Annotated in this window: 21 protein-coding genes and 1 pseudogene; all 22 read right to left on the reverse strand. The window is 59.8% G+C overall.

The features are described from left to right. Positions 1–115: 115 nt before the first annotated feature. Positions 116–1636, reverse strand: a pseudogene (locus FHR96_RS04525) (ATP-binding cassette domain-containing protein); the annotation flags it as partial. 77 nt (positions 1637–1713) lie between these two features. Then, positions 1714–3003: a DUF4910 domain-containing protein gene (locus tag FHR96_RS04530; protein WP_183386484.1), complete on the reverse strand. Its 1290-nt coding sequence runs from the start codon at positions 3001–3003 to the stop codon at positions 1714–1716. A 45-nt stretch (positions 3004–3048) separates the two neighbouring features. After that, a complete protein-coding gene (locus FHR96_RS04535; protein WP_183386485.1) occupies positions 3049–4026 on the reverse strand; it encodes a polysaccharide deacetylase family protein in 978 nt (325 codons plus the stop codon). Between the two features lie 30 nt (positions 4027–4056). Then, a complete protein-coding gene (locus FHR96_RS04540) occupies positions 4057–4881 on the reverse strand; it encodes an SDR family oxidoreductase (RefSeq protein WP_183386486.1) in 825 nt (274 codons plus the stop codon). Then, positions 4862–5761: a Gfo/Idh/MocA family protein gene (locus tag FHR96_RS04545; RefSeq protein WP_183386487.1), complete on the reverse strand. Its 900-nt coding sequence runs from the start codon at positions 5759–5761 to the stop codon at positions 4862–4864. Before FHR96_RS04545 ends, FHR96_RS04540 begins: the two co-directional genes overlap by 20 nt. 144 nt (positions 5762–5905) lie before the next feature. Then, positions 5906–7126 carry a polysaccharide pyruvyl transferase family protein gene (locus FHR96_RS04550; protein ID WP_183386488.1) on the reverse strand — a complete coding sequence of 407 codons (1221 nt, stop codon included), beginning with the start codon at positions 7124–7126 and terminating at the stop codon, positions 5906–5908. Further along, the gene (locus tag FHR96_RS04555) at positions 7127–7861 is read right to left on the reverse strand and encodes an SDR family NAD(P)-dependent oxidoreductase (RefSeq protein WP_183386489.1); all 735 of its coding nucleotides are present in this window, start codon (positions 7859–7861) and stop codon (positions 7127–7129) included. It abuts the gene before it with no gap. Continuing rightward, positions 7858–8565, reverse strand: a complete 708-nt coding sequence (locus FHR96_RS04560) for an acylneuraminate cytidylyltransferase family protein (RefSeq protein ID WP_183386490.1) — start codon at positions 8563–8565, stop codon at positions 7858–7860. The genes FHR96_RS04555 and FHR96_RS04560 overlap by 4 nt, the downstream gene beginning before the upstream one ends. 48 nt (positions 8566–8613) lie before the next feature. After that, on the reverse strand, positions 8614–9669 hold the full coding sequence (locus tag FHR96_RS04565; RefSeq protein ID WP_183386491.1) for a nucleotidyltransferase family protein: 1056 nt from the start codon (positions 9667–9669) through the stop codon (positions 8614–8616). 15 nt (positions 9670–9684) lie between these two features. Then, entirely contained in the window at positions 9685–10881 is a 1197-nt protein-coding gene (neuC, locus tag FHR96_RS04570) for a UDP-N-acetylglucosamine 2-epimerase (protein WP_183386492.1), read from the reverse strand. After that, positions 10878–11897 (reverse strand): N-acetylneuraminate synthase, encoded by a 1020-nt coding sequence (gene neuB, locus FHR96_RS04575; protein ID WP_183386493.1) that lies wholly within the window; start codon positions 11895–11897, stop codon positions 10878–10880. The genes neuC and neuB overlap by 4 nt, the downstream gene beginning before the upstream one ends. Next, positions 11894–12520, reverse strand: a complete 627-nt coding sequence (locus FHR96_RS04580; RefSeq protein ID WP_183386494.1) for a NeuD/PglB/VioB family sugar acetyltransferase — start codon at positions 12518–12520, stop codon at positions 11894–11896. Before FHR96_RS04580 ends, neuB begins: the two co-directional genes overlap by 4 nt. A 33-nt stretch (positions 12521–12553) precedes the next feature. After that, positions 12554–13558, reverse strand: coding sequence for an NAD-dependent 4,6-dehydratase LegB (locus FHR96_RS04585; protein WP_246392781.1), 1005 nt, complete (start codon positions 13556–13558; stop codon positions 12554–12556). A 213-nt stretch (positions 13559–13771) separates the two neighbouring features. Beyond that, positions 13772–16045, reverse strand: a complete 2274-nt coding sequence (locus tag FHR96_RS04590) for a polysaccharide biosynthesis tyrosine autokinase (RefSeq protein ID WP_183386496.1) — start codon at positions 16043–16045, stop codon at positions 13772–13774. Positions 16046–17349: 1304 nt separating this feature from the next. Then, entirely contained in the window at positions 17350–17607 is a 258-nt protein-coding gene (nqrM, locus tag FHR96_RS04595; RefSeq protein ID WP_183386497.1) for a (Na+)-NQR maturation NqrM, read from the reverse strand. A gap of 175 nt (positions 17608–17782) precedes the next feature. Next, positions 17783–19015, reverse strand: a complete 1233-nt coding sequence (nqrF, locus tag FHR96_RS04600) for an NADH:ubiquinone reductase (Na(+)-transporting) subunit F (RefSeq protein WP_183386498.1) — start codon at positions 19013–19015, stop codon at positions 17783–17785. A gap of 69 nt (positions 19016–19084) precedes the next feature. Then, a complete protein-coding gene (gene nqrE / locus FHR96_RS04605; RefSeq protein WP_183386499.1) occupies positions 19085–19702 on the reverse strand; it encodes an NADH:ubiquinone reductase (Na(+)-transporting) subunit E in 618 nt (205 codons plus the stop codon). Position 19703: 1 nt separating this feature from the next. Beyond that, the gene (locus FHR96_RS04610) at positions 19704–20372 is read right to left on the reverse strand and encodes an NADH:ubiquinone reductase (Na(+)-transporting) subunit D (protein WP_183386500.1); all 669 of its coding nucleotides are present in this window, start codon (positions 20370–20372) and stop codon (positions 19704–19706) included. Positions 20373–20374: 2 nt separating this feature from the next. Further along, positions 20375–21184 carry a Na(+)-translocating NADH-quinone reductase subunit C gene (locus FHR96_RS04615; RefSeq protein ID WP_183386501.1) on the reverse strand — a complete coding sequence of 270 codons (810 nt, stop codon included), beginning with the start codon at positions 21182–21184 and terminating at the stop codon, positions 20375–20377. Next, positions 21184–22410 carry an NADH:ubiquinone reductase (Na(+)-transporting) subunit B gene (locus FHR96_RS04620; protein WP_183386502.1) on the reverse strand — a complete coding sequence of 409 codons (1227 nt, stop codon included), beginning with the start codon at positions 22408–22410 and terminating at the stop codon, positions 21184–21186. The genes FHR96_RS04615 and FHR96_RS04620 overlap by 1 nt, the downstream gene beginning before the upstream one ends. After that, positions 22410–23759: a Na(+)-translocating NADH-quinone reductase subunit A gene (locus FHR96_RS04625; RefSeq protein ID WP_183386503.1), complete on the reverse strand. Its 1350-nt coding sequence runs from the start codon at positions 23757–23759 to the stop codon at positions 22410–22412. Before FHR96_RS04625 ends, FHR96_RS04620 begins: the two co-directional genes overlap by 1 nt. A gap of 282 nt (positions 23760–24041) precedes the next feature. After that, positions 24042–25505, reverse strand: a complete 1464-nt coding sequence (locus FHR96_RS04630; protein WP_183386504.1) for a glyceraldehyde-3-phosphate dehydrogenase — start codon at positions 25503–25505, stop codon at positions 24042–24044. Positions 25506–25722: the final 217 nt, after the last annotated feature.

Raw genomic sequence — 25722 nt, forward strand, 5'->3', positions numbered from 1 at the left:
CGGAAAAATCATGAATGGCGTCCATGATCAATTTCTCTGTAATTGAATCCAACGCACTGGTGGCTTCGTCAAGCACCAAGACATCTGCATCGTGATAGAGCGCACGGGCAATGCCAATGCGTTGGCGCTGCCCACCGGATAACTGAACACCACGCTCTCCCACCCGGGTGCCCAACCCTTCAGGAAGGGTTTCAAGCAACTCATCCAGATGGGCCATACTAGCGGCCTGACGAGCCTTATCCGTATCAATACTATCGACTGGCAAGCCAAAGGCTATATTTTCCAATATGCTGCTATCTGCCAAAAAAATAGCTTGAGGCACGAATCCCAGGCTATTTTGCCATGCACGAAGATTCTTCAATGTTAAAGGTTGGTCATCAATCAACACATGACCTTCTTGTGGCCGAATCAAGCCTAATATCAAATCAATTGCAGTAGACTTTCCGGAACCTGAGGCTCCAACAATACCTATAATCTGATTCTTCTTTATTTCAAGACTGACCCGATTTAATGCAGACTCTTGTTTCCCGGGGTATGTAAAGATAACGTCCTGAAGCTTTATCCCTTTCTTCATAGACACCCTGGAATTATTAAATCCACGGGGTTCATCACTTTTACTACTGGCATGCAAGTCTTCACTTATCGCTTCGAACGCAGCCAGATTTCCTCGAATCTGAGAAATGCTTTTATATATCTGCTGAAACGCCGGAAGCAACTTGAAACCCGCCAGCGCATACACAGACAATATAGGTAGAATAGTGCCCAAATTCCCCTTATGCGCGGAAAGCAAGTACAGGATCAAAAAAATCACTGCGCCGAACGCCATCAGTTCGATCGCATATCTCGGCGTCTGCCCTAGTGCCATATTATTACCGCGAGATCGAGAAAAACTCTGACTGGCCTTTTCAAATTGATCTATAAAGACCTGCTGCCTACCCAGTAACAGTGCGTCCTTTATTCCACCAAACCCTTCATTCATCAGTTTGAATCTATTGCTTTGAGAAGCAGATATATCCTTACCGTTACTGACAAGCTTACGACGAACCGTCCAATACAACAGACAATAGGCCACGACAAATATGCTGATGCCCGTCATGGCCACTATCGGGTTATAGATAAAGATAGTCATAGCCATCAGGCTTACCATCACCAGCTTGGCATTCATCTCCAACATTGGCAGTATCAATTCATTCGTGACACGTAGACACTCCTGAGACACCTGATTTGTCAGCTGACTACTGGAAGTACACGAATGAAACAACCATGGCTGATGCATATAATGGCGATAAAGCCGGCTACTTAGTTCCCCTCCAACTCGATTGCCGTACATGGATAGACGCCAAATGGTGTACATGGATACCAGGGAAGCGCCAGTCAACATGATCAGTACGCCTACTCCCATCCAGAACAAGAACTCTTCGGGCGTCCTGAATCCACTGAGCTCGTATATCCTTGCAAGACGACCTTCACCTTCAAGTTGTGTCACATCCCCAACGACAGCCATAAATGGGCCGATAGAAAGAACACCAATGATTTCAGAAAATGCCATTAAAATAACGAATACTTGCAAGCTCAGGAGCTTCTTTCGCTGCTCTTTCGTAAGAAGCCGGTAAAGCTCTATAAGTTTTTGCAGCATAATCGTATCTTTTTCATTTAACGTGAAAAGTACACATATCGACTTTCAGACCTCAACGGCATAAACTTACGAGGGGATCACGAACTTACATCCAGAAGCCCCCGTTTATGCCAAGACTTTATATAGCCTTCCACTGCCGACATCGGCAGGCCTACTTCTTTTGCCAACTGTCGAACGGTCGTTGGTTTTTTTATCGACGGAATAATGTCCATCAATTTACGCATACGCCGTCTGTTTTCATCGGGTCGATCACCGAAAGCTACTTGTCCCGGGTCGACATAAAGGTCATAATCAGGATTTGACAAACATATATTCCCAATAAACTTTTTCCTGATGACCGGCGATTCCTCAAGACTTTCAACGGCGGCCTTGAGCAAGGCCAGTGCCTCGGCAAGTCTTTGCTCATCCATCAAGGAAAGATTATCAGCATCGGTGTGATACTCAGGGTAGGGAAAGCGCGACAGAGACGACATCGGTACATCATAGGCTTCCCAGATATATTCATCATTGAGCAGTAGGCTTTCAAACTCACCGACCCGATGTTCAAGCAGGGATTCGTTTATGACCTCCTGCAGCGCGAGTTCAATATTACTGTTCTGGCTCCTTGAGAGTTGGAGATTCAACTGGGAGGGCGACCCCAGCATTTCCAGCATGACACCTTCCAGTAACTGAAGACGCTTTTCATCCGCCATTCTCCCCAGATAGTACTCGTTACCCATGATGCCTGGCGCCAACACCAGTCGGTAACTGAACTTGAGGTCTCGCTTACGGAGCATGTCGAAGAGTGCCATCCCGACGACAACGCCCGACAAGCCATCGTTCGCAACACCAGGATGATCCAGATTGGCACCGAAAACGATGGTGTCTTCAAGCTTGCCAGGCAAGTGATATTCAAGTACTCGCAAGGGGCCAGCAGCCTCCTCGGTGTCAATCACGACATCGTAATTCCCTGGAAGCAGTGAGTCATGGAGAGCCTTGGGAACGCAGAACCCCCAGTCCCGTTTCCAGCTCGTGAAGAGCTGACGAAAATGGAAAGGTATCCGGTCATCATAGCGATGATCGAAATGCAGATGTTCACGTAGCTCCTCCCGTGACACCCGACCTCGGAATGGCGCCGACAAGGCCATCACCGCCATAGGATGCCAACGACCATCGTAAATCAGTTCCCCGTCACGATGTATGCTGGCTTCCTTGACATCCCACTTCGGAGGAATTATCCAGCCATTGTAATTATCCTCAGCTGAGTAATTCACCTCCTGAAATGGTAGAACGTCCTTGAGATACTCGATAGTGTAATCATAGTCACTAGAGCAAATAACACGATTAAGAGGGGTCAAATCAGCCAGTAACTCCATCATTGTTTTCATACCACCACCCTTAGAGCTTAAAAGCAGCTAGTCAAAGTAAACAAATTATATAGTGCTAGCCTTCCAGTTCTTGCACGGGGCATTACCATCGGTAGGCAAGTCGTTGGTATCCAGGCGCGGCAAGGTCAATGGCTCATGCTGAGTCAAGTCCGCTATTCCGACGTCGACGGTCAGGCCCAACGAGCAGCCCTTTTCCCGAAGAAGATCGAGCAGGCGCTCGTCATAACCACCGAAGGGATAGCACATGACCCAGTCGCGTGTGGAAACCCCCAGCCCCGCCAGAAACGCCAGGCTGGCGTTGATCTCGTCGTGTTGCTCGCCGTCAGGCAACGTGTTCAACCATAAATGCTCATCGCCGTGACTGCCGATACACATTCCCGCGGCATACATCTCTCGTAGCTGTTCCTCGTTGAGATACAGCTCGGCGGCAAAATCACGCTCATCTCCCGTGACGAACTCACGGAATAGCTTGTCGATGATGGGTTCGCGCAACGTCTTGGGCAGACCCTTCTGCAGCAGACGTTTTATGAATGTTACCCGCGGGTCGTCATAGCGCCCTTCTCGTGAGTAAGCCTCAAAGTATTCTTCATTACTGGGCAAGTCGTGATCGGCACGATGTGCATCTAGCTCGGCATATATCTTCTCAATCAGTCGCTCTGGATGAGCGCCACTGGCGAGAGTAAAGTGGATCTTGTTGACGTCCAGTACACGCCCTTCTCTCACGGCACGGACTGGCGGAAAAAAACTGCCCTGCCAACCGCGCGACGCTAATTGCGGTAACACGTAGGCATAATGGTCCAGATAGCCGTCATCAAACGTCAGCAGGAGGGAGTTATCGGGTAATACAACATCGCCACGAGTGGCGGCGATCACCTCCTGCATGCTCACAACCTGGTAATGACGTTGAATGAAATCCAACTGGCCGCGAAAATGGTCAAGATCCAGTGCCTTCAGGTCGGGATAACGAGAACCGCGCAGTGGACGCACATAGTGGTACATCACGATGGTGAGGTGATTCGCCATGGTTGTTGTTACTCCCTCGTCTCTATGTCGTTACCAGGCACTCAAGCCGCCATCGACGAAAAGGCATTGGCCTGTGACGTATCGAGAGGCATCGGAGGCCAGGAAAAGCAGCGCCCCCACCAGCTCATCGGGATGCCCCATGCGCTGTAAAGGGACCCTCTGTGAATAGCGCGAGACGAACTCCGCGTTCTGGCCACTCTCGATTCCCCCGGGCACCAAGGTGTTCACTCGAATACCATGCTCCGCCCAGCTTGTTGCCAGGTAGCGTGCCAGGCCGGCGACACCGGCCTTGGAGGCGGCGTATACGGGTGGAGTATTGATCGCCACACCCAAGTACTCCGATCCGGCATAGATGCGGGGGTCACTGCCCAGCTGTCCGTAGATCGATCCGGTATGGATGATGCTTCCACCACGCCCCTGCTCAATCATTCGTCGCCCCACGCTGCGCGATACCAGAAAGACGCCATCGAGGTTGACCTCCATGATCTTGCGCCACTCGGCAAGGGTGTAATCCTCTACCGGGGCGAAGAACGCCTCTAGATCATTGGACTTGCTGGCAGCGTTGTTATGCAGGATATCGATAGCACCGAAGTGTTCCAGGGTGCTCGTCACGAGTGCCTCAACTGAATCTTCACGGGTGACATCGCATGCTCCGCCCAAGCAGGGCACGCCGTTCTCATGCTCGAGCTCCTCCGCAAAAGCCTTGGCAGCGTCACCGTCAAGGTCGGCAACGACAACGTGAGCTCCATATTCAGACAGCGCCCGACAAAAATGACGTCCCAGAATGCCCAGACCACCCGTCACGATAGCGACACGCCCGCTCAGATCAAATAAGTCATGAAAGCTCGGATTCATCCAGAGACACCTCCTCTCCGGTTTCCATCGCCTGTTTTCCGGCGATCAGGGTACGAATGACATCAAGCGTCGAGATCGAAGGAATCGCCGCTCTACGCTCGACCAACTGGCGCCAGAACTCCCATAGAGTGCGACGGAACATCGTGAAGTTATCGGTGATATCGACGCTGCTGATATGCCGGCTTCCCAACCACTCGATGCGAAAGATTGCTGGTACCGCGCCGAGGGCATCGATACGAATCGTAACCCCATCCTTCATGACCACTTCCAGGGTGTCGTGCGTGCCCGAGAGCGGACGAACCGACTCAGGCCGTGACGGCATCAAGGGCAGAATGGCGTCCAGGAGGTGCACGCCATAGCGCTCCCAATCGTTGACAATGGTCCCTCTCACCAACATCAGCTCTCCAAGATCCACTTGGCCAGCACGCCACGTGTCCAGCTCTCGTGCATATCGCATCCCCGAGCACGACATCAGCAGACCTTGCTCCATGTAAGGAACGAAGTAGCGCAGTTCGTCGAGATCCAGCGTCAGCGGCTTATCGATAAAGACCGGAACATCACTTTCCAGGAATGGAGCGGCCAACGGGCGATGCGAGGCATGATCGTCCCGTGCGATGATCACGGCGTCGACCTCGCCAAGCAACTCACCGGGATGAGTCACGGCACGAGGAATCCGGCAGGCGGCACACAGCGATGCTGTCTGCTCAGGGTCTTGCGTCCAGGCATGGGTCACGTGCAGGTCGCCCACGCCGAACTCGGAGCCATGACGCCGCCTCACGTAGTCGTAGATACCTGGCCAGCCGGCCGCGCGAAGACCGCCGTCGTGGTAGCCGTTGATGATCGCCGAAAACGAGAATGGATGCCCGTTGCCATCACTCATTCCCAGTATTCCGATGCGAGTTGCCATAGGGCAGCTGCCTCTTGTGCGTGTTGGAGCGACGGGACTATTGGAACGAGGGGACCATTGGGCCTAGAGGACTATCGGACCCATGGACTATCGAAATCTGGAGCCATGCGTCTGGCATCAACACTCGGCCACTATGCGCACATTTTCCCTGGCCGTCTCGGCAAGCCGGACCGCCCCGCTGCGCCATGACTCCCGCCCCCTTTTCCCCGCCTGGGTATGCCTATGCACATTCTTCATGATGTCGTCGAGCTGTTCCTCGATCGAGAAGGGGTCCAAGTGACTCGATGGCATGCCCGCCTGCCTGAGAAAAGCATCCATCTTGGGAGTATGTCGGCTCAGGGCGATGACCGGGGTGCCACCGCGATGAGCGAAGATGCTGGGATGCCAGCGGGCACCGATATAGAGCTCGGCATGCCCAATCAGATCGACCGCCTGCTGGATGGGCAGCGTGGCATCAGCCAGGGGAAGTGCCAATCGCGTTGCCACCGGCGCCATGATGCGCAGATCCTTGTCGGAAGAGGCCGTGAGTACCACTTGGCCGACGCTATCCAGCAGTGCCTGACACAGCCGGATTAGTCCGGGAACGGCATCGAAGTCCCGGCGGAGGCCGCGGAAGTATACCGATCCTCCACCGATGCAGGCATACGGCGAACTGGGATCGAACGTAGCGCCTTTCCCATATGCCGCATGGTCCGCGCCATGGGACGTCATCGTCCATGATTCAACCGACTCCGGCTCATACAGGTAAGCGGCATCGGCAGCGACCCTCCCACGGTCAACGGGGCATGCCCTCGCCGAATCGGGCTCGCGAAACACGATGTCATCGAGCAATGGATAGACGTGCCGGGCGATATCGGCCAATACCGGATCGTTCATGACGATGCTGTGATTGACCAGCGCGGTGGGCTTGGCGAAGAAGCGCTTGGACAGGTAGGCGATAAAGAAGATCATGCGGCTCTGACGAGTGCGATCATAGATACATCCCTCACCGTTGATCAGCACCACATCGCACTGTCCAATCGCCATCGCCAGTTCACTGAAAATCTCACCTTTCATCACCGACTGCGCGCAGGCTTCGAACTCGTCCCAGTGCGACGGTGCCACATCCTCATCCGCCCCACTTCGTTGGCACTCGGATTGCCCTGACCTGTCGATCGCTTGCGGCGTACTGAAAGCATACTGATACAGGGTCGATGAAACCGTTCCCCCCACTTCAGCTATCAGCTCGCGAAGAGCCTCGGAGGTTGCCCTCCCCCCCCAGTTACTGTCGTCCGACGTATCATTCACCAGGAAGACTTTCACATCACCCTCTACTGCGCGATACATGTTATGACTCACCTATACGATCCTTGGAAATTCTGCCGATGCCGTTCCATGCAACCAGTCGACACCCTCGAGATCAGGAAATAGAGGCAGTTCATGACCCAACCAGAAAAATCGGCCACTGGGGCCAGTTTCATCCAGGTTAAGCAAGTAATCGAAAGTCGGGAGACATACATCAGGGTCCATGGAGGCCGCGGGAGCCATACCGCTTCGTACGGGACCAGGACTCATCAGGTTTATCTTTATGTCATAGTCCTCGTGCTCACGGGCAGCCGTCACCGTCAAGGCATTCAGGGCTCCTTTGGAAGCACTGTAGGCGGAAAACCCCGCGAAACAATTCATTGGTGCACCGGAGGTGATATTGATGATTCTCCCGAAGTTCTCCCTGCGCATGGCGGGGAGCACCCCCTGCATGATCAAGAAGGGAGCGATAGCATTGACCGACAACGACGATACCAGCTCATGGTGAGACATATCATCCAGGGAACGAGGAACATTGACTCCCGCGTTGTTCACAACATAAGGGATGTGGTCGTATTCACTGCGCAGCATATCCACGAGCCTGGACACATCGTCCGAGCTCCCCAAATCACAGCAATACGTCGAGATCTCTGGCAGCATCTCATGCAACTCGTCGAGTCGCCGAGGTTGTCTTCCAACCGCCAGTACCTGATATGTCTCAGCAAGATATCGACACAGCGTGCTACCAACCCCTCCGGTGGCCCCGGTTACCAGGACGTGCCGCATCATGGCCTCACCTCCTGCCTCTCGCATATCAATTCGGCCATGGCCAGATCGAGTTCGTTGTCGATATCGACTGAACGCTCATCTGGCATGGGAATCCCCCCACAGCGTCCGAACAGCAGGCCGGAATAGCCTGCCGGCAGCCTGTCGGGACGAAACGCATAGACCGCCCCATTCAGTTGATAAGCCGACGGAAGCTCCTGTCTCGGCCGCCAGGGGTCGCTGCCATCAATGAAGGACGCCGGCTCTCCCTCTTCCAGCCGCCATGCACGGCAAGGATTGAGTGAAGCGGTCTTGAAGGTCGCCACCGAGTCGAGCTCGTCATTGACCAAGCGTGACAGCGCCCAACGAATATCGTCTCCGCCGCGGAACGGACATGTCGGCTCAAGCAGTACCATCACGTCGGTGCGTTCCCCCTCGCGCTCCAGGGTGGAACGTAAATCCCGTAGCGTATCGGCCACCAGCGCCGCATCCGTGGCTAGGCGAGCCGGGCGCTTGTACACCTCGGCGCCGTAATGGACTGCGATCTCGGCAATCTCTTTATCGTCAGTAGATACGATGACACGATCGATCTCTGACACCTGGCGAGCAACGCGAATCGACCATGCAATCAACGGGATTCCCCCCAGAAGCCTGATGTTCTTTCCCGGCACGGATTTGCTCCCGCCGCGCGCGGGGATCACCGCTATGATTCGCTGGTCCTTGAGCATGGGCATACTCCCGGGAAAACGTCAGGGTAAGGTTCTGGATATTCGGCATTACGCCAAGCGAGCCATGGTCTCGCAGTACTGCTGCCATTCACCGGTATCCAACCAGGCCTTGTCGCTGATCGGATAGACGCCCACGCGACCGCCGCGCTTCTTGACGTCCTCGATCAACTCGGTGAGGTGGTAGAACTGGTTTTCGGGAATCAGCTCGAGCATCGACGACTTGAGGACATACAACCCGGTATTGACCAGGAAGTTATAGTGGGGCTTCTCGCGCATCGCGCAGAGCTGGCCATTGTCGACGATGTCGCAGATACCGTAGGGAATGTCATAGTGCCGCAGCGATACCACCATGGTGATGTCATTGTCTTCCCGGCGATGATGCTCGACCAGGTCGTGATAGTCGGCCTTGACGATGACATCGCAGTTGGTGACGATCAGATCGCCCTCGAGCTCCCCGGCCAGGGTATGCAGGCTGCCGCCGGTTCCCAACGGTTTGTCTTCATAGACGTAGTTCAAACGATAAGGTGGCGCGAGTTCCTCGAAGTAGGCCTGGATCAGCTTCGACTTGTAATTGACCGAAAGATAGAAGTCATCGACACCGCATTCGACGAAGGAATCGAGGATCACCTCGATGGCGGTCTTTTCTCCTACCGGGATCAAGGGCTTGGGCAAGACACTGGTAAAGGGCGCGAGCCGGGTTCCCTTGCCGCCGGCCATGACCACCACCGGCAGGTCCAGCGACGTCCGTTGGCGATTCTGCACGTCTTGCTGGAAGAGGCTATCCCAGAACAGCACATCGATGATGTTGCCCGCGTCGTCGAGCACGGGTACCGAGTTGATCTTGTGAGAGGACATCGCGCTCTTGATATCGGCGATGCGATAGCCGGCCCTGGCGGAATAGGGGATACGGTTGCAGACCGCCTCGACCGCTCCGTCCAGGTCACCGCCACCGAGAATCCATCGTCGCACGTCGCCATCGGTCAGCGTGCCGAGCAACCGCCCCTCCTCGACCGTCACGTAGAGAATCTTGCGCCGGGTCTCTTCCAGTTGGTGCAACGCCTCCAGGACCTTGCGTTGTCCGTCGATCAAGAGTGACTCGAACATCGGAGTTCCCCCCTCTCAGTCAGTCCCTGCTGCCATGCGGATGTCGATGAAGCCCTTCTTCACCAGCCCTGCCCCAAGGGGCACGGCCTTCAAGGTGTCCTTGATGCGTCGCGACGTCAGGCCGTCGCCAAATCGATCGTAAGGGTTGCTCAGGTCGGCGAGACGGGCCCGGAATGCCGGGTCCAGGGCCCGGGCGATGCCATCGCGGATCGCCGACGCTTCGTTGTCTACCGCGATCACGTTGGCCGCGGCCAGGCGCCCCTCCTGACGCGACCCCACGTTGACCACCGGCAGGCGAAACGACGGTGCCTCGACCAGTCCGCTCGAAGAGTTGCCGATCATCACGTCGAGATGGCGCAGGCAACCATGGAAGATTCGCGGCCCCAGGTTGTCGAACAGCCGACTCCGCTCGGGATGGGCGTCGCACCACCGGGCCAAGTGCGCGTTGATAGCCCGCCCGCGGGTATCGGCATTGGCCTTGGAGAACACCACCTGCAAGGCGTCGTGGCCCTCGAGGGCCTCAAGCAACGCGGCCACCGGCGAGCGCTCCCCTCGGTCAGGTTCGCTGGTGGCCGGATGGTAAGTGACGATGGCCGTAGGACGATCCAGGCTCAGGCCGAGGACCTCGGCCAGCGCCTCGCGACCGATCGGCTCACTGCGATGCAGGTGGTCCAGCCCCGGGGCGCCGAAATTGAAGACCCTTTCCGGGTCCTCCCCCATCTGCAGGATGCGCCGTCGATAGCGCTCGGCGGCGGGAAAGTGGATGTTGGCCAGCTTGGTGACGGCATGGCGAAAGTACTCGTCGAGCGCGCCACGGCTGGTCTCGCCGCCATGCAGATGGACGAGGGGGATGCCATGGGTCACCGCCGCCAGCGCCGCGGGCACGATCTCGAAACGGTCGCCGAGCAACACCACCATATCGGGACGATCTTCACCGAGGGCATCGCCGCAGGCCAGCATGGCCAGGCCCATGGCCTTGGTCATGGCCGTGCGACTGTCCGCAGACAACAGCACCTCGAGCCGTCGATGGATACGAAAACCATCCCGCTCGATCTCGCCGACCGTATAACCGAACTCGGGGGATAGATGGCTGCCGCTCACGGCCAGCATCAGTTCCAGCTCGGGATCCTCGTCGATCTCTCGAAGCAGCCAGTAGAGCAGGCCATAGTCCGCGCGGGTCGTCGACAGCACCCACAGGCGACGCGCCATCATGCCAGGTCTCCCCAGTCGAGCAGCTCGTCGATCGCGATCATCCGCGCGGCCCGACGACCGACCACGGCCTCCAGCTGGCTCGGCGCCAGCCCGGAGCCCGGCCGTTTCAGCGCCAGGTGCGCCAGGGTGATGACCTCGCCTTCAGCGATGGGACGCTGCGCAATGATGCTCTTGCGAACAATCCCGAGGTTGGCACGCTCGCAGGGAGCCGGCCGCTTTCGCCCATCGCCGCGGGCGCTCTCCACATGCCGGATCGCCGCCACCATGCGCTGGAAGTCATCGGGCGCCAGAGAAGCAGCATGGTCCGGCCCTGCCAGGCGGGTATCCAGGGTAAAGTGCTTCTCGATCACGGTTGCGCCCATGGCCACGGCGGCGATCGGAATCTCGATGCCCGCCGTATGATCGGAGTAGCCCACCCGGACGCCGAAGGCAGTGGCCAGGGTGTGCATGGCAGACAAGTTGATCTGCTCAAAGGGGGCCGGGTATTCGGTGACGCAGTGCAGCACCGTCAGCTCGCCGGCACCGGCGCTTTCGAGCCGTTGCAGCGCCGCCTCGATATCCGCCAGATGGCACATCCCGGTCGACAGGATCACCGGCTTGCCGAAGCCCCCGATGCGCGCCAGCAGCGGCCAGTTGGTGATTTCCCCCGACGGTATCTTGAACAACCGCATGCCGAGGCCATCGAGAAACTCTGCGCTGGCCGCATCGAAGGCGCTGGAGAGAAACTCGATGCCCAGGCTTCGACAATGGGCATGAATCCGCACGAAGTCGTCGTCACCGAGCTCCAGGGCCTTCAGCATGGCGTATTGGGTGTCGGAGTCCGACGTCGACTGTTGCTGATAGGCCGCCTTGGCGGCCTGCCGGGTCACCAGGCTGTCGGCCTTGAAGGTCTGGAACTTGACCGCGTCGGCTCCGCACCGCCTGGCGGCCTCCACCAGCTCGATGGCCATGTCCAGCGAACCGTTGTGGTTGACGCCGGCCTCGGCAATCACGAAGGTCGAAGCTGCATCGCTCATGCGATTCTCCTGGCTGGGGTGCCGACATAGGTGCCCGATATCTCGATGTCCTGTACGACGGTGGCCCCGGCCCCGATCATGCAGTCCGCGCATACTCGCACGCCATGAATCACGCTGGCCCCGGTGCCGATCATGCAGCGGTCGCCAATCTCGACGCCCCCGCTCAGGGTGGCGCCGGGGGCGACGTGGACGTCATCGCCGAGGCGACAATCGTGATCGACCGTCGCATTGGTGTTGACGATGCAGGCCCGGCCCAGGCGAGTCCCGGTGACCACCACCGCGCCATCCAGTACCACGCTGGCCGGTCCGGCGCTGACTCCATCATGAACGATGGCACCGGGGGCATAGATGGGCGGAAACTGCCACCCCTGGGCCTGATAGGCGTCGAGAATGGTCAGCCGCGGCGAGGCGACGGAGACCTTGCCCACCCCGAGTACCGCCAGCGGGGGAAATCCCATGTCACTGGCCGCCTGGTCCGCATCGGAGCCCAGGAACGGGACCCCCGGCGCCTCCCCCTCATCGCACGGCGCCACATACCCAAGAATCCGATGCCCCAGACGCTGCAGGCCATGGATCAGCACCCGGGCGTGACCGCCGCCTCCCACTATGCAGAACTCGTCCACGTCGACTCCTGTCGATCTCCGTTGCGTGCCGTTTCAGAGGTTGTAACGGTCCGCCTTGTAGCGAGCCAGGTTGTGACGTTCCTGGAACCAGGCGATGGTCTCTTCGAGTCCACGGCACAGCCCGTCACGCCCGGCATATAGCGGCGCATGGTTCAACAGACGGGCCGCCTTGTCGGTGCCGGCCACCAGTCGCTCTACCTCGCTGTCACGCGGACGCAGGCGCTGGGCGTCGGTATCGATCTCGATCTCGCGCCCCATCAGCTCGGCGATCAGGCCCACGGTATCGCCGATGCTGATTTCGAAGCCGCTGCCGACATTGATCACCTCTCCCACAGCGGCATCGCACTCCGCCACGCGCATGAAGCCGGCCACGGTGTCGGCCACGAAGTTGAAGTCACGCGTGGGGTGCAACGCACCGAGACGCAGCCGCCGCGCGCCACTGGCGATCTGGGCGATGACGGTGGGAATCACGGCACGCGCGGACTGCCTCGGCCCGTAGGTATTGAACGGCCGAATCACCGCCACCGGCGTCGCGAAGGACCGCTGGAACGACAGCGCCATCTGGTCGGCACCGATCTTCGACGCCGAATACGGCGACTGTCCCTGCAGGGGATGCTCTTCGGTGATGGGCACCTGGCGGGCGGTGCCATAGACCTCGCTGGTGGAGGTATGCACCACTCTCTCGACGCCCAGCTCGCGGGCGGCCTGCACGACGTTCAACGTGCCGCTGACGTTGGTCTCGATATAGGTGGCAGGAGAGTGATAGGAGTAGGGAATGGCGATCAATGCCGCCAGGTGGAAGACGACGTCGCATCCCGTCATCGCCTCGCGCACTCCATGGGGGTCCCGGATGTCGCCGGCGAAGACATCCAGCTGCCCACGGATGGCGGGATCTCCATGGTCGAGCCATCCCCAGGAGTTGAACGAGTTGTACATCACGAACGCCCTGACAGATGCACCATGCGCCACCAGGGCTTCCGTCAGGTGCGAGCCGATGAAACCGTCGGCCCCGGTCACGAGCACTTTCTTGCCTTTCAAGTCCATTCTCGTTTCTCGCCGTGATGGATGAGTCGTCCAGGCGCCGCAACACCCGCTGAACCCTGCCCAGCCGCTGCCCCACCGCTCGCCGTCTTCCTGCAAGAACGTGATGAATGGCCAGCGTAAGCCGCTTGTCGATAACCCCCTCGCCCACCTCCGACAGGCCATGACGAGGCTGGAGCGACGACGGTCAGGCCAGTCACACCAGCGCGGTCACTTGTAGGCGTAGTTGTAATAGCCGTAGCTATACGTCACCGCGCTGCCCTCGATGGCGTTCAGGATGAATCCCCGGACCTGCACGCCGGCATTCTCGAGGCGGCGTATCGCCATGTTGAGCTCGCTGGGAGGGTTCAGCTGGTAGCGAGCCAGCATCAGACTGGTCCCCACTCGCTTGCCCACTATGGCGGCGTCGGTCACGGCCAGGACGGGAGGGGTATCGATGATCACCAGGTCGTACTCCGGCCCGAAACCGTCCAGGAAATGGTCGAAACGATCCTGCATGAGAAGTTCCGACGGGTTTGGCGGCACCATGCCCCGCGAGATATAAAACAGGCCGTCGAGATCCGTGGAGCGAATGGCGTCCTTCCATTCCAGCCGTCCGGAAAGCAGGTCAGACAGCCCTTCATTCGACGGTTGCCCGAACGCGCGATGGATATGCCCCTTCCTCATGTCGGCATCGATGATCAAGACCCTCTTCCCCGCCTGGGCACATACCACCCCCAGATTGACGGTCACGAAGCTCTTGCCGATCTCCGGACTCGGCCCGGTCACCATGATGCGGTTGTTCCCGGACTCCATCATGGCGAAATGCAGGCTGGTCCGCAGGCCTCGCAGGGCCTCGACGGCCGTGTCGGTGGGATTCAACGTCGCCAGGATGCCGTGGAACACGGAACTCGACTTCCGATCGCGGCGATGCTTGATGCGTCTACCCAGCTTGTGTTGGTCATCCGAGAGTGGAATCGCCGCATAGACGGGCAAGCCAAGCTCTTCGAGCTGCGCAGGATCTTCGATTCCCCGATTGAGGAAAGCACGCAACAGCACCAGCATGACGGCCAGTCCTGCCCCTATCAGCGTACTCATCATGACGCTGAGCGACTTCTTGGGCGCAATCGGACTATTGCCCACCTGGGTATTGTCGATGATGCGAACGTTGCCCACCGTACCGGCCTTGGCGAGTTGGAGCTCCTGAGAGCGGTTCAGCAAGTTGACGTAGATGGCTTGGGTAACCTGGACATCGCGCGTCAGGCGCACGATCTCCTGCTGAGCGGCTGGCATTTCACCGATACGCTCCTCCAGAGATGAACGCTCATCGAGCAGATAACGTTTCTGCCGCATCAGCGCCTGATAGGACGGATGGTTGGGGGTGAAACGCTGCACCAGTTCGGCTTCCTGGAATTCCAGCTCACTGAGCTTCTTCTCGATGTCGATCAGTTGAGTGACCACGGACTGGGATTCCGTATTCAGGTCGACGCTGTCCATCTGCACCCGATACTGATTGAGCTTGTCCTCGGCGCTGGAGAGCTGCGCTCGGATATCCGGCGCCTGTTCCTGGAGGAATGCCAGGCGCTGGTCCACCTGGGCCGACTGGCGCTCGACGTTCTGCATCAGGAAGGTTTCGCAGATGGCATCGAGCGAACGACGTATCTCATCGCTATCCGTGCCGGTCAGGGTCAGGCGCAGCATGCCGACGTTACCGCTGCTCCCCCCGCCGCTCTCGGCAACCGACAGCCTCCCGGCCAGCTCACTGATGGCAGCGGCACGCGACTTCTTCAGCAAGGTGAACTCGGCGCCGGAGGGGGCCTGGATATCCGCGATGCGCAAGTTGATCGCGTCATCGAGAAAGGCCGCCCGCTCGTTGACTCGACCGGTGCCCAGCACGGTATTGCCAAGCGCCAGCCGGTAGTGCTCAGGGTCGAGAACCGTCAGTGTCAGGGGCTGGCCACGCAGGCGATCCGCCACGTCAAAGAGCCCCATCTGAATGTGCTCTCCTCCCCAGACCGCGGAGGCAATATCCAGCGACTCGGGCAAACGCTCCCCGTATCGGGCCAGCATGCTGCCCAGCAAGGGAATATTCTCGACGTCGGGCCTCGGGATGTTCTCACGCTGGATGAACCCACCAATGAGCAAGAGACGGTGCGGCTCCACAACGGTATCCAGGCCCATGCGGTCCACCACGCGCCCAAGCACCATGCGCGAGCGCAGGATATCTATCTCCACCGAGGCATTGTTCTGCGGCTCCCCCCCAAGGATCGAGTCAAGATCCCCCAGCGGGCTTACCGAGGAACGTTTCTCTATCTGAACGAGGGCATTACCCCGGTAGACAGGCGTCGAAAGAGAGGCATAAACGATACCACCAGCAAAAAACAATGCTGTCGTGATCAGTATCTTCCATTTGTTGTCGATCAATATCCCCAACAAGCGAGCAAAATCGACGTCTTGATCTCCCCGTTCCGGTTGACCACCCAAGTAACGACTAAATTGATTCATGACGCACCTCGAATGGCACGAACGCGATATCCTTCGGACCGTCAGCCTTCATCGGTGTCAGCGATGGAAGAGCGAGACGCTCACTTGCTACCGACTCGACCTCACTCACGCGGCCATTGCCGCCTTGCACCATAGGCGAGCTGTCGCGCAGGACACCTCAACAACAAAGCGCAAACCCTCATATCGTCCCCGACTCGAACGAATCGCGACCTGGCGAAGAATAACGGCGACATACAGCATCGATTCGAAATAGCGATGTGACTCGAAAGCCATAGGTAGCACATCCTTGCGGCCACGCTACCGCCACTGGAAAAGTAAAACTTTCCCAAGGCGACAAGAAATCGTGTGAGCGGGGTGATTCCACTACCCCATACGCTCACTCTCTTCCCTGCACTCATTTCCCTACACTTACCCACCTACAACACATTAACCTTCACATACAGAAGATTACATACTGAACGACAATTATGCGCACACCATTTTTCTCATTGAGTATCTACGGCGTCGTGCCCGCCACATGACAAGGGCAACTATCGACAAGGAAACGAGTTTTTCATGAAAACACATTGTTACATGTGTTACTGAACTTGCATGCAAGTCCCGGGAATGTAAAACGACTGAGTGTTGTATCAATGCCGGTGTGATGTTTCTGATACTTTTCGATAGAACGCCCTCGAGCATGGTGCCTGACACCCCCGACATGCTTTCCTTTCACCCTTGCCTTCCAGCCGGTTTTACACGAAAGCTCGGCACCACTCACACACCCACAGGGATCGCCAGGCAGCAAACGGAGACACCTCGCATGGGGGGCCGGTGTGGGAAGCTCCGCTGCTCGTAGAGCGCGACATGAATGTCGCGCGTCAAGGGACAGACCGGGCTCGCGCGAGTTTACGCGGTATAAATGAGGACGTTGACGGGGACGCCGGGCCCAGGCGCGAGACGTCGTTTCACGCCGAATGGGCGCGGTACAGAAGAGGCGTCGAACGCTTCGAGTTCCAGGGGGAAACGCGTCACGGCTTCGGAAGAGGATCGTCGCCAAGGAGGTACGGGCGGATGCATTCGCAATGCCCACCCGCAGTTGCAGTCAGCCTGGCCCGCGACGTGTGAGGCTCCCGTCGGTTACGGGGAGCGAGCCTAACAGGCGGACGCTGGAACAGATACGGGCCCGCGGCGGCGTCGAAGGGGCGGAGAAATGACAAGCATCTCCTCGATGGTGGATCGAGGCGCGCGCCACTCGGGAAACGGCCATGAGACATGGCAGGCAGGGGATCTCAGGCAGCGCTCACCCCGATGGTATGATCCGGCTATCGCCTGGTGGCGTCGTAGCCGAGATCCACCCCGCGATTCTGGTCGCTGCGACGACGCGCGCTGACCTGGCGCTTGCGGCTTTCTTCTTCGCAGACCTCGTCCTTGCCACCACAGACCTCACAGCCCTCTTTCAGGCCGAGCTTGTTGAGGCCGCCGCATGAGCCCTCGATGGGCTTGCGACCGAGGATCACGCCCACCGCCATGGCGGCCATGATGACCAGCATGAAGGCCAGTACCACGAGAAAGGTGCTCATAGGATGCTCCGCTGATATCGCTGATAAGGTGCCTATCCCTGTGACCACGACGGGTGCCGTCGTGATCCCCGGGATCCGTCGCCTGATATGCCGACCCACGGGGATCGACATATCGGGCGGCGGAACCGATCAGGGCTGGCCCGTGGGCCAGCCCTGAAGGTCGCCGGGGGCGAGATCAGCCGCCGAAATCGTCGAGCATGATGTTCTCGGGCTCGACCCCGAGGTCCAACAGCATCTTGATGACGGAGGCATTCATCATGGGCGGCCCGCACATGTAGAACTCGCAGTCCTCAGGCGCCGGATGGTCCTTGAGGTACATGTCGTAGAGGACATTGTGGATGAAGCCGGTCGGCCCCTCCCAGTTGTCCTCGGGCTGCGGGTCGGACAGCGCCAGGTGCCAATCGAAGTTGTCGTGCTCTTCGGCCAGTTGATCGTACTCCTCGTTGTAGAAGGTCTCGCGCCAGGAACGAGCCCCATACCAGAAGGTGATCTTGCGCTTGGTGTCGAGACGCTTGAGCTGGTCGAAGATATGGCTGCGCATCGGCGCCATGCCGGCACCGCCGCCCACGAACACCATCTCGGCATCGGTGTCCTTGGCGAAGAATTCGCCGAAGGGCCCCATCACGGTGACCTTGTCCCCCGCCTTCAGGTTGAAGACGTAGGTGGACATCAGGCCAGGCGGATGACTGGTGTTGGGCGGCGGCGTGGCGATCCGGATATTGAACTTGAGAATGCCCTTCTCTTCCGGGTAGTTCGCCATCGAGTAGGCACGGATGACCTCCTCGGAGTTCTTGTGGGAGACGTTGAACAGGCCAAACTTCTCCCAGTCGCCGCGATACTCCTCTTCGATATCGAAGTCGGAGAACTTGATATCGTAGGGAGGCGCCACCAGCTGGACGTAGCCGCCGGCGCGGAAGGCCACTTCCTCGCCCTCCGGCAGGCGCAGGTTGAGCTCCTTGATGAAGGTGGCGACGTTGGGGTTCTCGATGACCTCGCATTCCCACTTCTTGACGCCGAAGACCTCCTCGGGCACTTCGATCTTCATGTCCTGCTTCACCGGCACCTGGCAGGACAGGCGCCAGCCGTCCTTCTTCTCGCGCAGGGTGAAGTGGGACTCCTCGGTGGGCAGGATGGAGCCACCGCCCTCCTCCACGCGACAGCGGCACTGTGCGCAGGAGCCGCCGCCACCGCAGGCGGAGGAAAGGAAAATGCCATTGGCGGCCAGGGTGTTGAGCAGCTTGCCACCGGCCTGGGTGGTCAGGGTGTGCTCGGGGTCGCCGTTGACCTCGATGGTCACGTCCCCGGTGCTGACGAGCTTGCTGCGGGCGGCCAGGATCACCGCCGTCAGACCGATGATGATCAAGGTGAACATGACCACACCGAGCAAGATGACTGTTGTTTCAACCATGTCGGTTTCCTATTGCTAGCGTTGCCTGGTCACCGGCGGCGCGGCACGCCGCGCCGCCGGAAAGCCGTCTCAGAGCTGGATGCCGGAGAAGGACATGAAGCCCAGCGACATCAGGCCCACCGTAATGAAGGTGATGCCGAGGCCCTGCAGGGAACCGGGCACGTCGCTGTACTTGAGCTTCTCGCGGATACCGGCCAGCGCGGTGATGGCCAGCGCCCAGCCCACACCGGCACCGAGGCCATAGACCACGGACTCGCCGAAGTTGTAGTTACGCTCGGACATGAACAGGGTCGCACCGAGGATCGCGCAGTTCACGGTGATCAGCGGCAGGAAGACCCCCAGCGCGTTGTAGAGCGCCGGCACGTACTTGTCGAGGAACATCTCCATGATCTGCACGATGGCCGCGATCACGCCGATGTAGCTGAGATAGCCCAGGAACGACAGGTCGATGTTCTCGGCACCGGGCAGACCGGTCCAGGTCAGCGCACCCTCGTCGAGCAGATACGTCAGCAACAGGTTGTTGACCGGGACGGTGATCACCAGCACCGCGATCACGGCGATGCCCAGGCCGATCGCGGAAGACACCTTCTTGGAAACGGCCATGAAGGTACACATGCCCAGGAAGAACGCCAGGGCCATGTTCTCGACGAAGACCGAGGCGACGAACAGGCTCAGATAGTGTTGCATCTTACACGGCCTCCTTCGGCTGGGTGTTTTCCTTCATCTTGAACTCGTTTTCCTCGATCTGCTCCGGGTTGATCGCTCGCAGCGCCCAGATGATCAGGCCGATGATGAAGAACGCTGACGGCGGCAGCAGCAGCAGCCCGTTGGGCACGTACCAGCCACCGTTCTGGACGGTCTCCAGCACGGTGAAGCCGAACACGCTGCCGGAACCCAGCAGCTCGCGGAAGAAGCTCACCGTCATCAGGATGAAGCCGTAGCCCAGGCCATTGCCGATGCCATCCAGGAAGGACAGCCCCGGACTGTTGGTCATGGCGAAGCCTTCGGCGCGGCCCATCACGATGCAGTTGGTGATGATCAGGCCGACGAAGACCGACAGCTGCTTGGACATCTCATAGGCAAATGCCTTGAGAAGCTGATCGACCACGATCACCAGCGAGGCGATGATGGTCATCTGCACGATGATGCGGATCGACGACGGAATATGGTGCCGAATCAGCGAGATGAACATGCTGGAGAAGGCCGTGACGAACATCACCGCCAGCGTCATGACCAGCGACACGCTCATGCTGCTGGTCACCGCCAGCGCGGAGCAGATCCCCAGGATCTGCAGCGCGATGGGGTTGTTCTTGAAGACCGGCGTCGTCAGGACGCCTTTGGGAGTCGGGTCAGACATCATCAGGCTCCTTCACTATCGGTGGACGCATCCTGCACGGCTTGCCGCTCGATGCCGCTGCGGAACCGGGCGAGGTACTCGCCGAAGCCAGCGGGGCTCAGCCAGAATTGCAGGAGATTGGTAACCCCCTTGCTGGTCAGGGAGGCACCGGACAGGGCGTCGACCTCAGTCTCACCGCTGGCGCCGCCCTTGACCAGAGCGATGGCCGGCTGGACGCTGTCGGCGTTGGCGAAGATCTCCTTGCCCTCCCACTGGGCCTTCCAGCGCGGGTTGTCGACCTCACCGCCGAGGCCAGGGGTCTCGGAGTGAGAGTAGAAGGTGATGCCCTCGATGGTGTTGCCATCACCCTGGACCGCCAGATAGCCGCGCATCAAGCCCCACAGGCCCTGGCCACGAATCGGCAGGATGATCTGCTCGGGATCATCGGGGTTGCCCACCAGGTAGACGGTGCTGTAGTTCTCCTGGCGAGACAGCCCGGCGATGTCCTTCTCCCCGGAAAGCGTGCGGGACTGGGCCGGGTCCTTGGCCGCCTGGAAGCTGTCGTAGGTCTGCGGGTCGAACTGGTCGGTATATTCCCCGCTGCGCAGATCGACGACGCGCGGCGTGATCTGTTCGAAGGCCTTCTCGACGTCGGTGCCAGGCTCGTAGAGCCCCGCCACGTCGAGGATGTTCGACTTGCGATCCAGTTCCTGGTTGAGCTGCTGCTTGGCGCGCAGCCCGACCGCGGCGGTGGAGACGATGACCGAACACACGATGCAAAGTGCGAACGCCACCGTCAGGATCTTCTTGATGGAGTTGTTGCTCTGTGCCATCAGGCGTTCTCCTCGGCCGGCACACCGGTGCGCTGCTGGCGGCGCTTGATGTTGGCCTGAACAAAGAAGTGGTCGATCAGCGGGGCGAACAGGTTGGCGAACAGGATCGCCAGCATGATGCCCTCAGGGAAGGCCGGATTGACCACGCGGATCAGCACGGTCATGACCCCGATCAGGGCCCCGAAGATCAGCCGCCCCGGATTGGTCATGGAGGCAGAGACCGGATCGGTGGCCATGAACACCATACCGAAGGCAAAACCGCCCACCACCAGATGCCAGTACCAGGGCATGGCGAACATGGCATTGGTGTCGGAGCCGATCAGGTTGAACAGCAGGCTGGTCGCCACCATCCCCAGGAACACGCCGAGCATGATCCGCCAGGAGGCGATCTTGGTCCACAGCAGCACCGCCGCGCCGATCAGGATGGCCAGCGTCGAGGTCTCGCCCACCGAACCGGGGATGAAGCCGAGGAAGGCGTCCCACCAGCTGAACTGGTCGGTCAGCGCGTTCATGCCGCTCTGGAAGGCGGTGGACAGCGCAGTGGCGCCGGTATAGCCATCGGCGGCCACCCACACCGAGTCACCGGAGATCTGCGCCGGATAGGCAAAGTACAGGAAGGCACGGCCGGTCAGCGCCGGGTTGAGGAAGTTCTTGCCGGTGCCGCCGAAGATCTCCTTGCCGATCACCACGCCGAAGGTGATGCCAAGTGCCACCTGCCACAGCGGAATGGTCGCCGGCAGGATCAGGGCATACAGCACCGAGGTGACGAAGAAGCCCTCGTTGACCTCATGGCCGCGCTTGATGGCGAACAGCACTTCCCAGAAGCCGCCGACCGCGAAAGTCACCAGGTAGATGGGCAGGAAGTAGGTAGCGCCAAGCACCAGGTTGGCCCACAGGCTGCCGGCATCATGGCCGCCGGCCAGGGTCATGACGATGGCCTCGCGCCAGCCGCCCGGGGCGCCGAAGCCGTCGGCGATGGCCAGGTTGGCCTGCCAGCCGGCGTTCCACATGCCGAAGAACATGGCCGGGAAGGTGCACAGCCACACCGTGATCATGATGCGCTTCAGGTCGATGCCGTCACGCACGTGGGCCGTGGTCTTGGCAACGCTCGGCGGCGTATAGAAGATGGTGTCCACCGCCTCGTAGAGCGGGTAGAACTTCTCGTACTTGCCACCCTTGTGAAAGTGCGGCTCGAGATTGTCGAGTGTCTGTCGGATTCCCATCATCAGGCCTCTTTCTCGATCATGGTGAGGTTGTCACGCAGGATGGGACCGTATTCGTACTTGCCGGGGCACACATAGGTGCACAGCGCCAGGTCCTCCTCGTCCAGCTCCAGACAGCCGAGCTGCATCGCCGTCTCGATGTCACCGACGATCAGCGAGCGCAGCAGCTGGGTGGGCAGGATATCCAGCGGCATCACTTCCTCGTAGGCCCCCACCGGCACCATGGCCCGCTCGGACCCGTTGGTGGACGTGGTCGGGGCGTAGTCGTGAAGGCCCTTGATGCGTGACAGGTAGATGCCGAGTACCGAGTGGCGGTTGCTGCCAGGGGACATCCAGCCCATGAAGGTACGCTTGTTGCCTTCCTCGAGCAGGCTGAGCTGCTGGTGGAAACGGCCCAGGAAGCGCAGGCTTCCCTCGGCGGTGAAACCGGAGAACACCGACCCGGAAATCACGCGGGTATCCTCGGGCTCGCGGACCTCGCCGGCCAGCAGCTCCTCGGTGCTGGCGCCCACCCGGGTGCGCAGCAGCCGCGGCTGCTCGGCGCGCGGCCCGCCAACGGCCACCACGCGGCTGACGTCGAGCTTGCCCTCGCTGAACAGCTTGCCGAAGGCGATGACGTCCTGATAACCGATGTGCCAGACCTGCTTGTGCAGGGCCACGGGCGAGAGATGGTGGATATGGGTACCGACCAGGCCGGCGGGATGCCGCCCGCCGAAGGTCTCGGTCTGCACGCCGGCCACGTCGCCGCCGGGTACCTGGGCCTCGGGCGCGGTACACAGGAACACCTTGCCCTCGGTCAACCGCGACAGCACCTTGAGGCCATCCTCGAAGGCCTGTGGCTGCTCGTTGATGATGACGGCAGGGTCGGCGGAGAGCGGGTGGGTATCGATGGCAGTGACGAAGATATTCTCCGGTGTACCGTCAATGGCCGGGGTACGCGAGTAGGGGCGGGTGCGCAGCGCCGTCCACAGCCCGGACTCGACCAGTTGGTCGACCACACTCTGGCGCTCCAGGGAGGCCAGCTTGTCACGGCCGTGGGCGGAGAATTCCACCGCTTCTTCGGACTCGTCGACCTTGATCACCACCGACAGCAGCCTGCGTTTCTCGCCACGGTGGATGGCCACGACCTCGCCGGCGGCTGGCGCGGTGAAGCGCACGCCGTCGATCTTCTTGTCGGTGAAGAGCAGCTGGCCCAGTTTGACCTTGTCTCCCTCCCGGACCTCCATGGTCGGCTTCATGCCGATATAGTCGGTGCCGAGAACGGCCACGTGGCGTACCGGACGCGCATTCTCGATGCGCTGCTCCGGTGCTCCCGTGATGGGGAGATCCAGGCCTTTCTTGACTTCGATCATAGTCTCGCCCAGTTGATGGATCTGATATACGAAGGAAAGGGGTGCGAATGGATCGGATTCTTGTAGGTTGTCAGAATGACACCAGTCGGGCTCGAGACGCGCTCGAACCACCCCGGAAAAATCCCCCGTATTATAAAGAGAAGCCGCTGGAATGACTACCTGCCGAAGGTCGCACACGGGCAAGTGCTCGCCGCGGCGGGATCGCCTGGAGAGTCCAAAAAGCGTTGACGGATAGTCGTTTGGAGATAGGCCGCTCCCGGCGTGGCCGGGAGCGGGAAGCGCTTACCCCTGGGCGCGGGGCAGCTTGAGGAAATCGACGTTGGAGATGTGTTGCAGGATGCGGATCACCTGGCAGCTGTAGCCGAACTCATTGTCGTACCACACGTAGAGCACCGCATGCTTGCCGTTGGCGATGGTCGCCTGGGCATCGACGATGCCGGCGTGGCGGTTGCCGACGAAATCGGTGGAGACCACCTCCGGCGAATCGACGTAGTCGATCTGCTTCTGGTACTGGGAGTCGATCGACATGCGGCGCAGGTAGTCGTTGAGCGACGCCACGTCGGTCTCGCGCTCCAGGGTCAGGTTGAGGATTGCCATGGAGACATTGGGCGTCGGCACGCGGATGGCGTTGCCGGTCAGCTTGCCCCCCAGCTCCGGCAGCGCCTTGGCCACCGCCTTGGCCGCGCCGGTTTCGGTCAGCACCATGTTCAACGGCGCGCTGCGCCCACGACGGTCGCCCTTGTGGTAGTTGTCGATCAGGTTCTGGTCGTTGGTATAGGAGTGCACCGTCTCGACGTGGCCATGGGCGATGCCATACTCGTCGTTGAGCGCCTTGAGGGTCGGCACGATGGCGTTGGTGGTACAGGATGCCGCCGAGATGATGCGATCATCGGCGCTGATGTCCTGGTGATTGATGCCGTAGACGATGTTCTTGACGTCGCCCTTGCCCGGCGCCGTCAGCAGCGCCTTGGCCACGCCCTTGCAGGCCAGGTGCTGGCCGAGACCGTCCTCGTCGCGCCAGATGCCGGTGTTATCCACCACCACGGCGTTGTGGATGCCGTAATCGGTGTAATCGACATCGGCCGGCGAGTCGGCGTAGATCACCTGGATGACGTTGCCGTTGGCGGTCAGGGTGCGCGCCTCGGCATCGACGCTGATGGTGCCTTCGAAGGGCCCGTGGACGCTGTCGCGACGCAGCAGGCTGGCACGCTTTTCCAGATCCTTGGCGATGTCGCCGCGGCCGCGCACCACGATGGCACGCAGGCGCAGCAGGTTGCCGCCGCCGGCCTTCTCGACCAGCACACGAGCCAGGATGCGACCGATGCGACCGAAGCCGTAGAGCACCACGTCCTTGGGCTCGCCGTTACCGGTATCGGCACAGTGGCCGTCGACGATCTCGGCCAGTTCCTTGCGCAGGAAGGCCTCGGCGTCACCGCCCCCCTGCTTCTTGTAGGCCACGCCCAGCTTGCCCACGTCGACGTGGGCCGGCCCCAGGTTCAACCGGGTCATGGCCTGGACCAGCGGGAAGGTGTCCTGGACGGACAGCTCGGTGCCCTCGATCTTGCGCACGAACCGGTGGTCCTTGAGGATCCGGATCACGCTGCGATTGAACAGCGAACGGCCGTACAGGGTGGTCACGACGTTGTTGTGGCGGTAGAGGCTGCCGATCAGCGGGATCATCTGCTCGGCGATCGCCTGATTGTCGTGCCATGCCTGGAAGACGCTATCGAGGGATTGCTGACTCACGTGGGGCCTCTCTATGGGGTTGAGATGTCGGCGGTATTATCCGGCCCCCTCCCCGCCAGGGCAATCACGGGATGGTCGCAGGCGCTGTAGGGGATTTACAGAAACCCGCATTTGACTACAAGCGGGCGTCATGTCCCCGCCCATCGCCGCCAGGGCCGATCGCCACGAGGCGGTGCGGGGCTGGTATGATGCGCACAGCCATCCCTTGGATACGACG

Source organism: Halomonas organivorans (genome assembly GCF_014192055.1).
Taxonomy (GTDB): Bacteria; Pseudomonadota; Gammaproteobacteria; order Pseudomonadales; family Halomonadaceae; genus Halomonas; species Halomonas organivorans.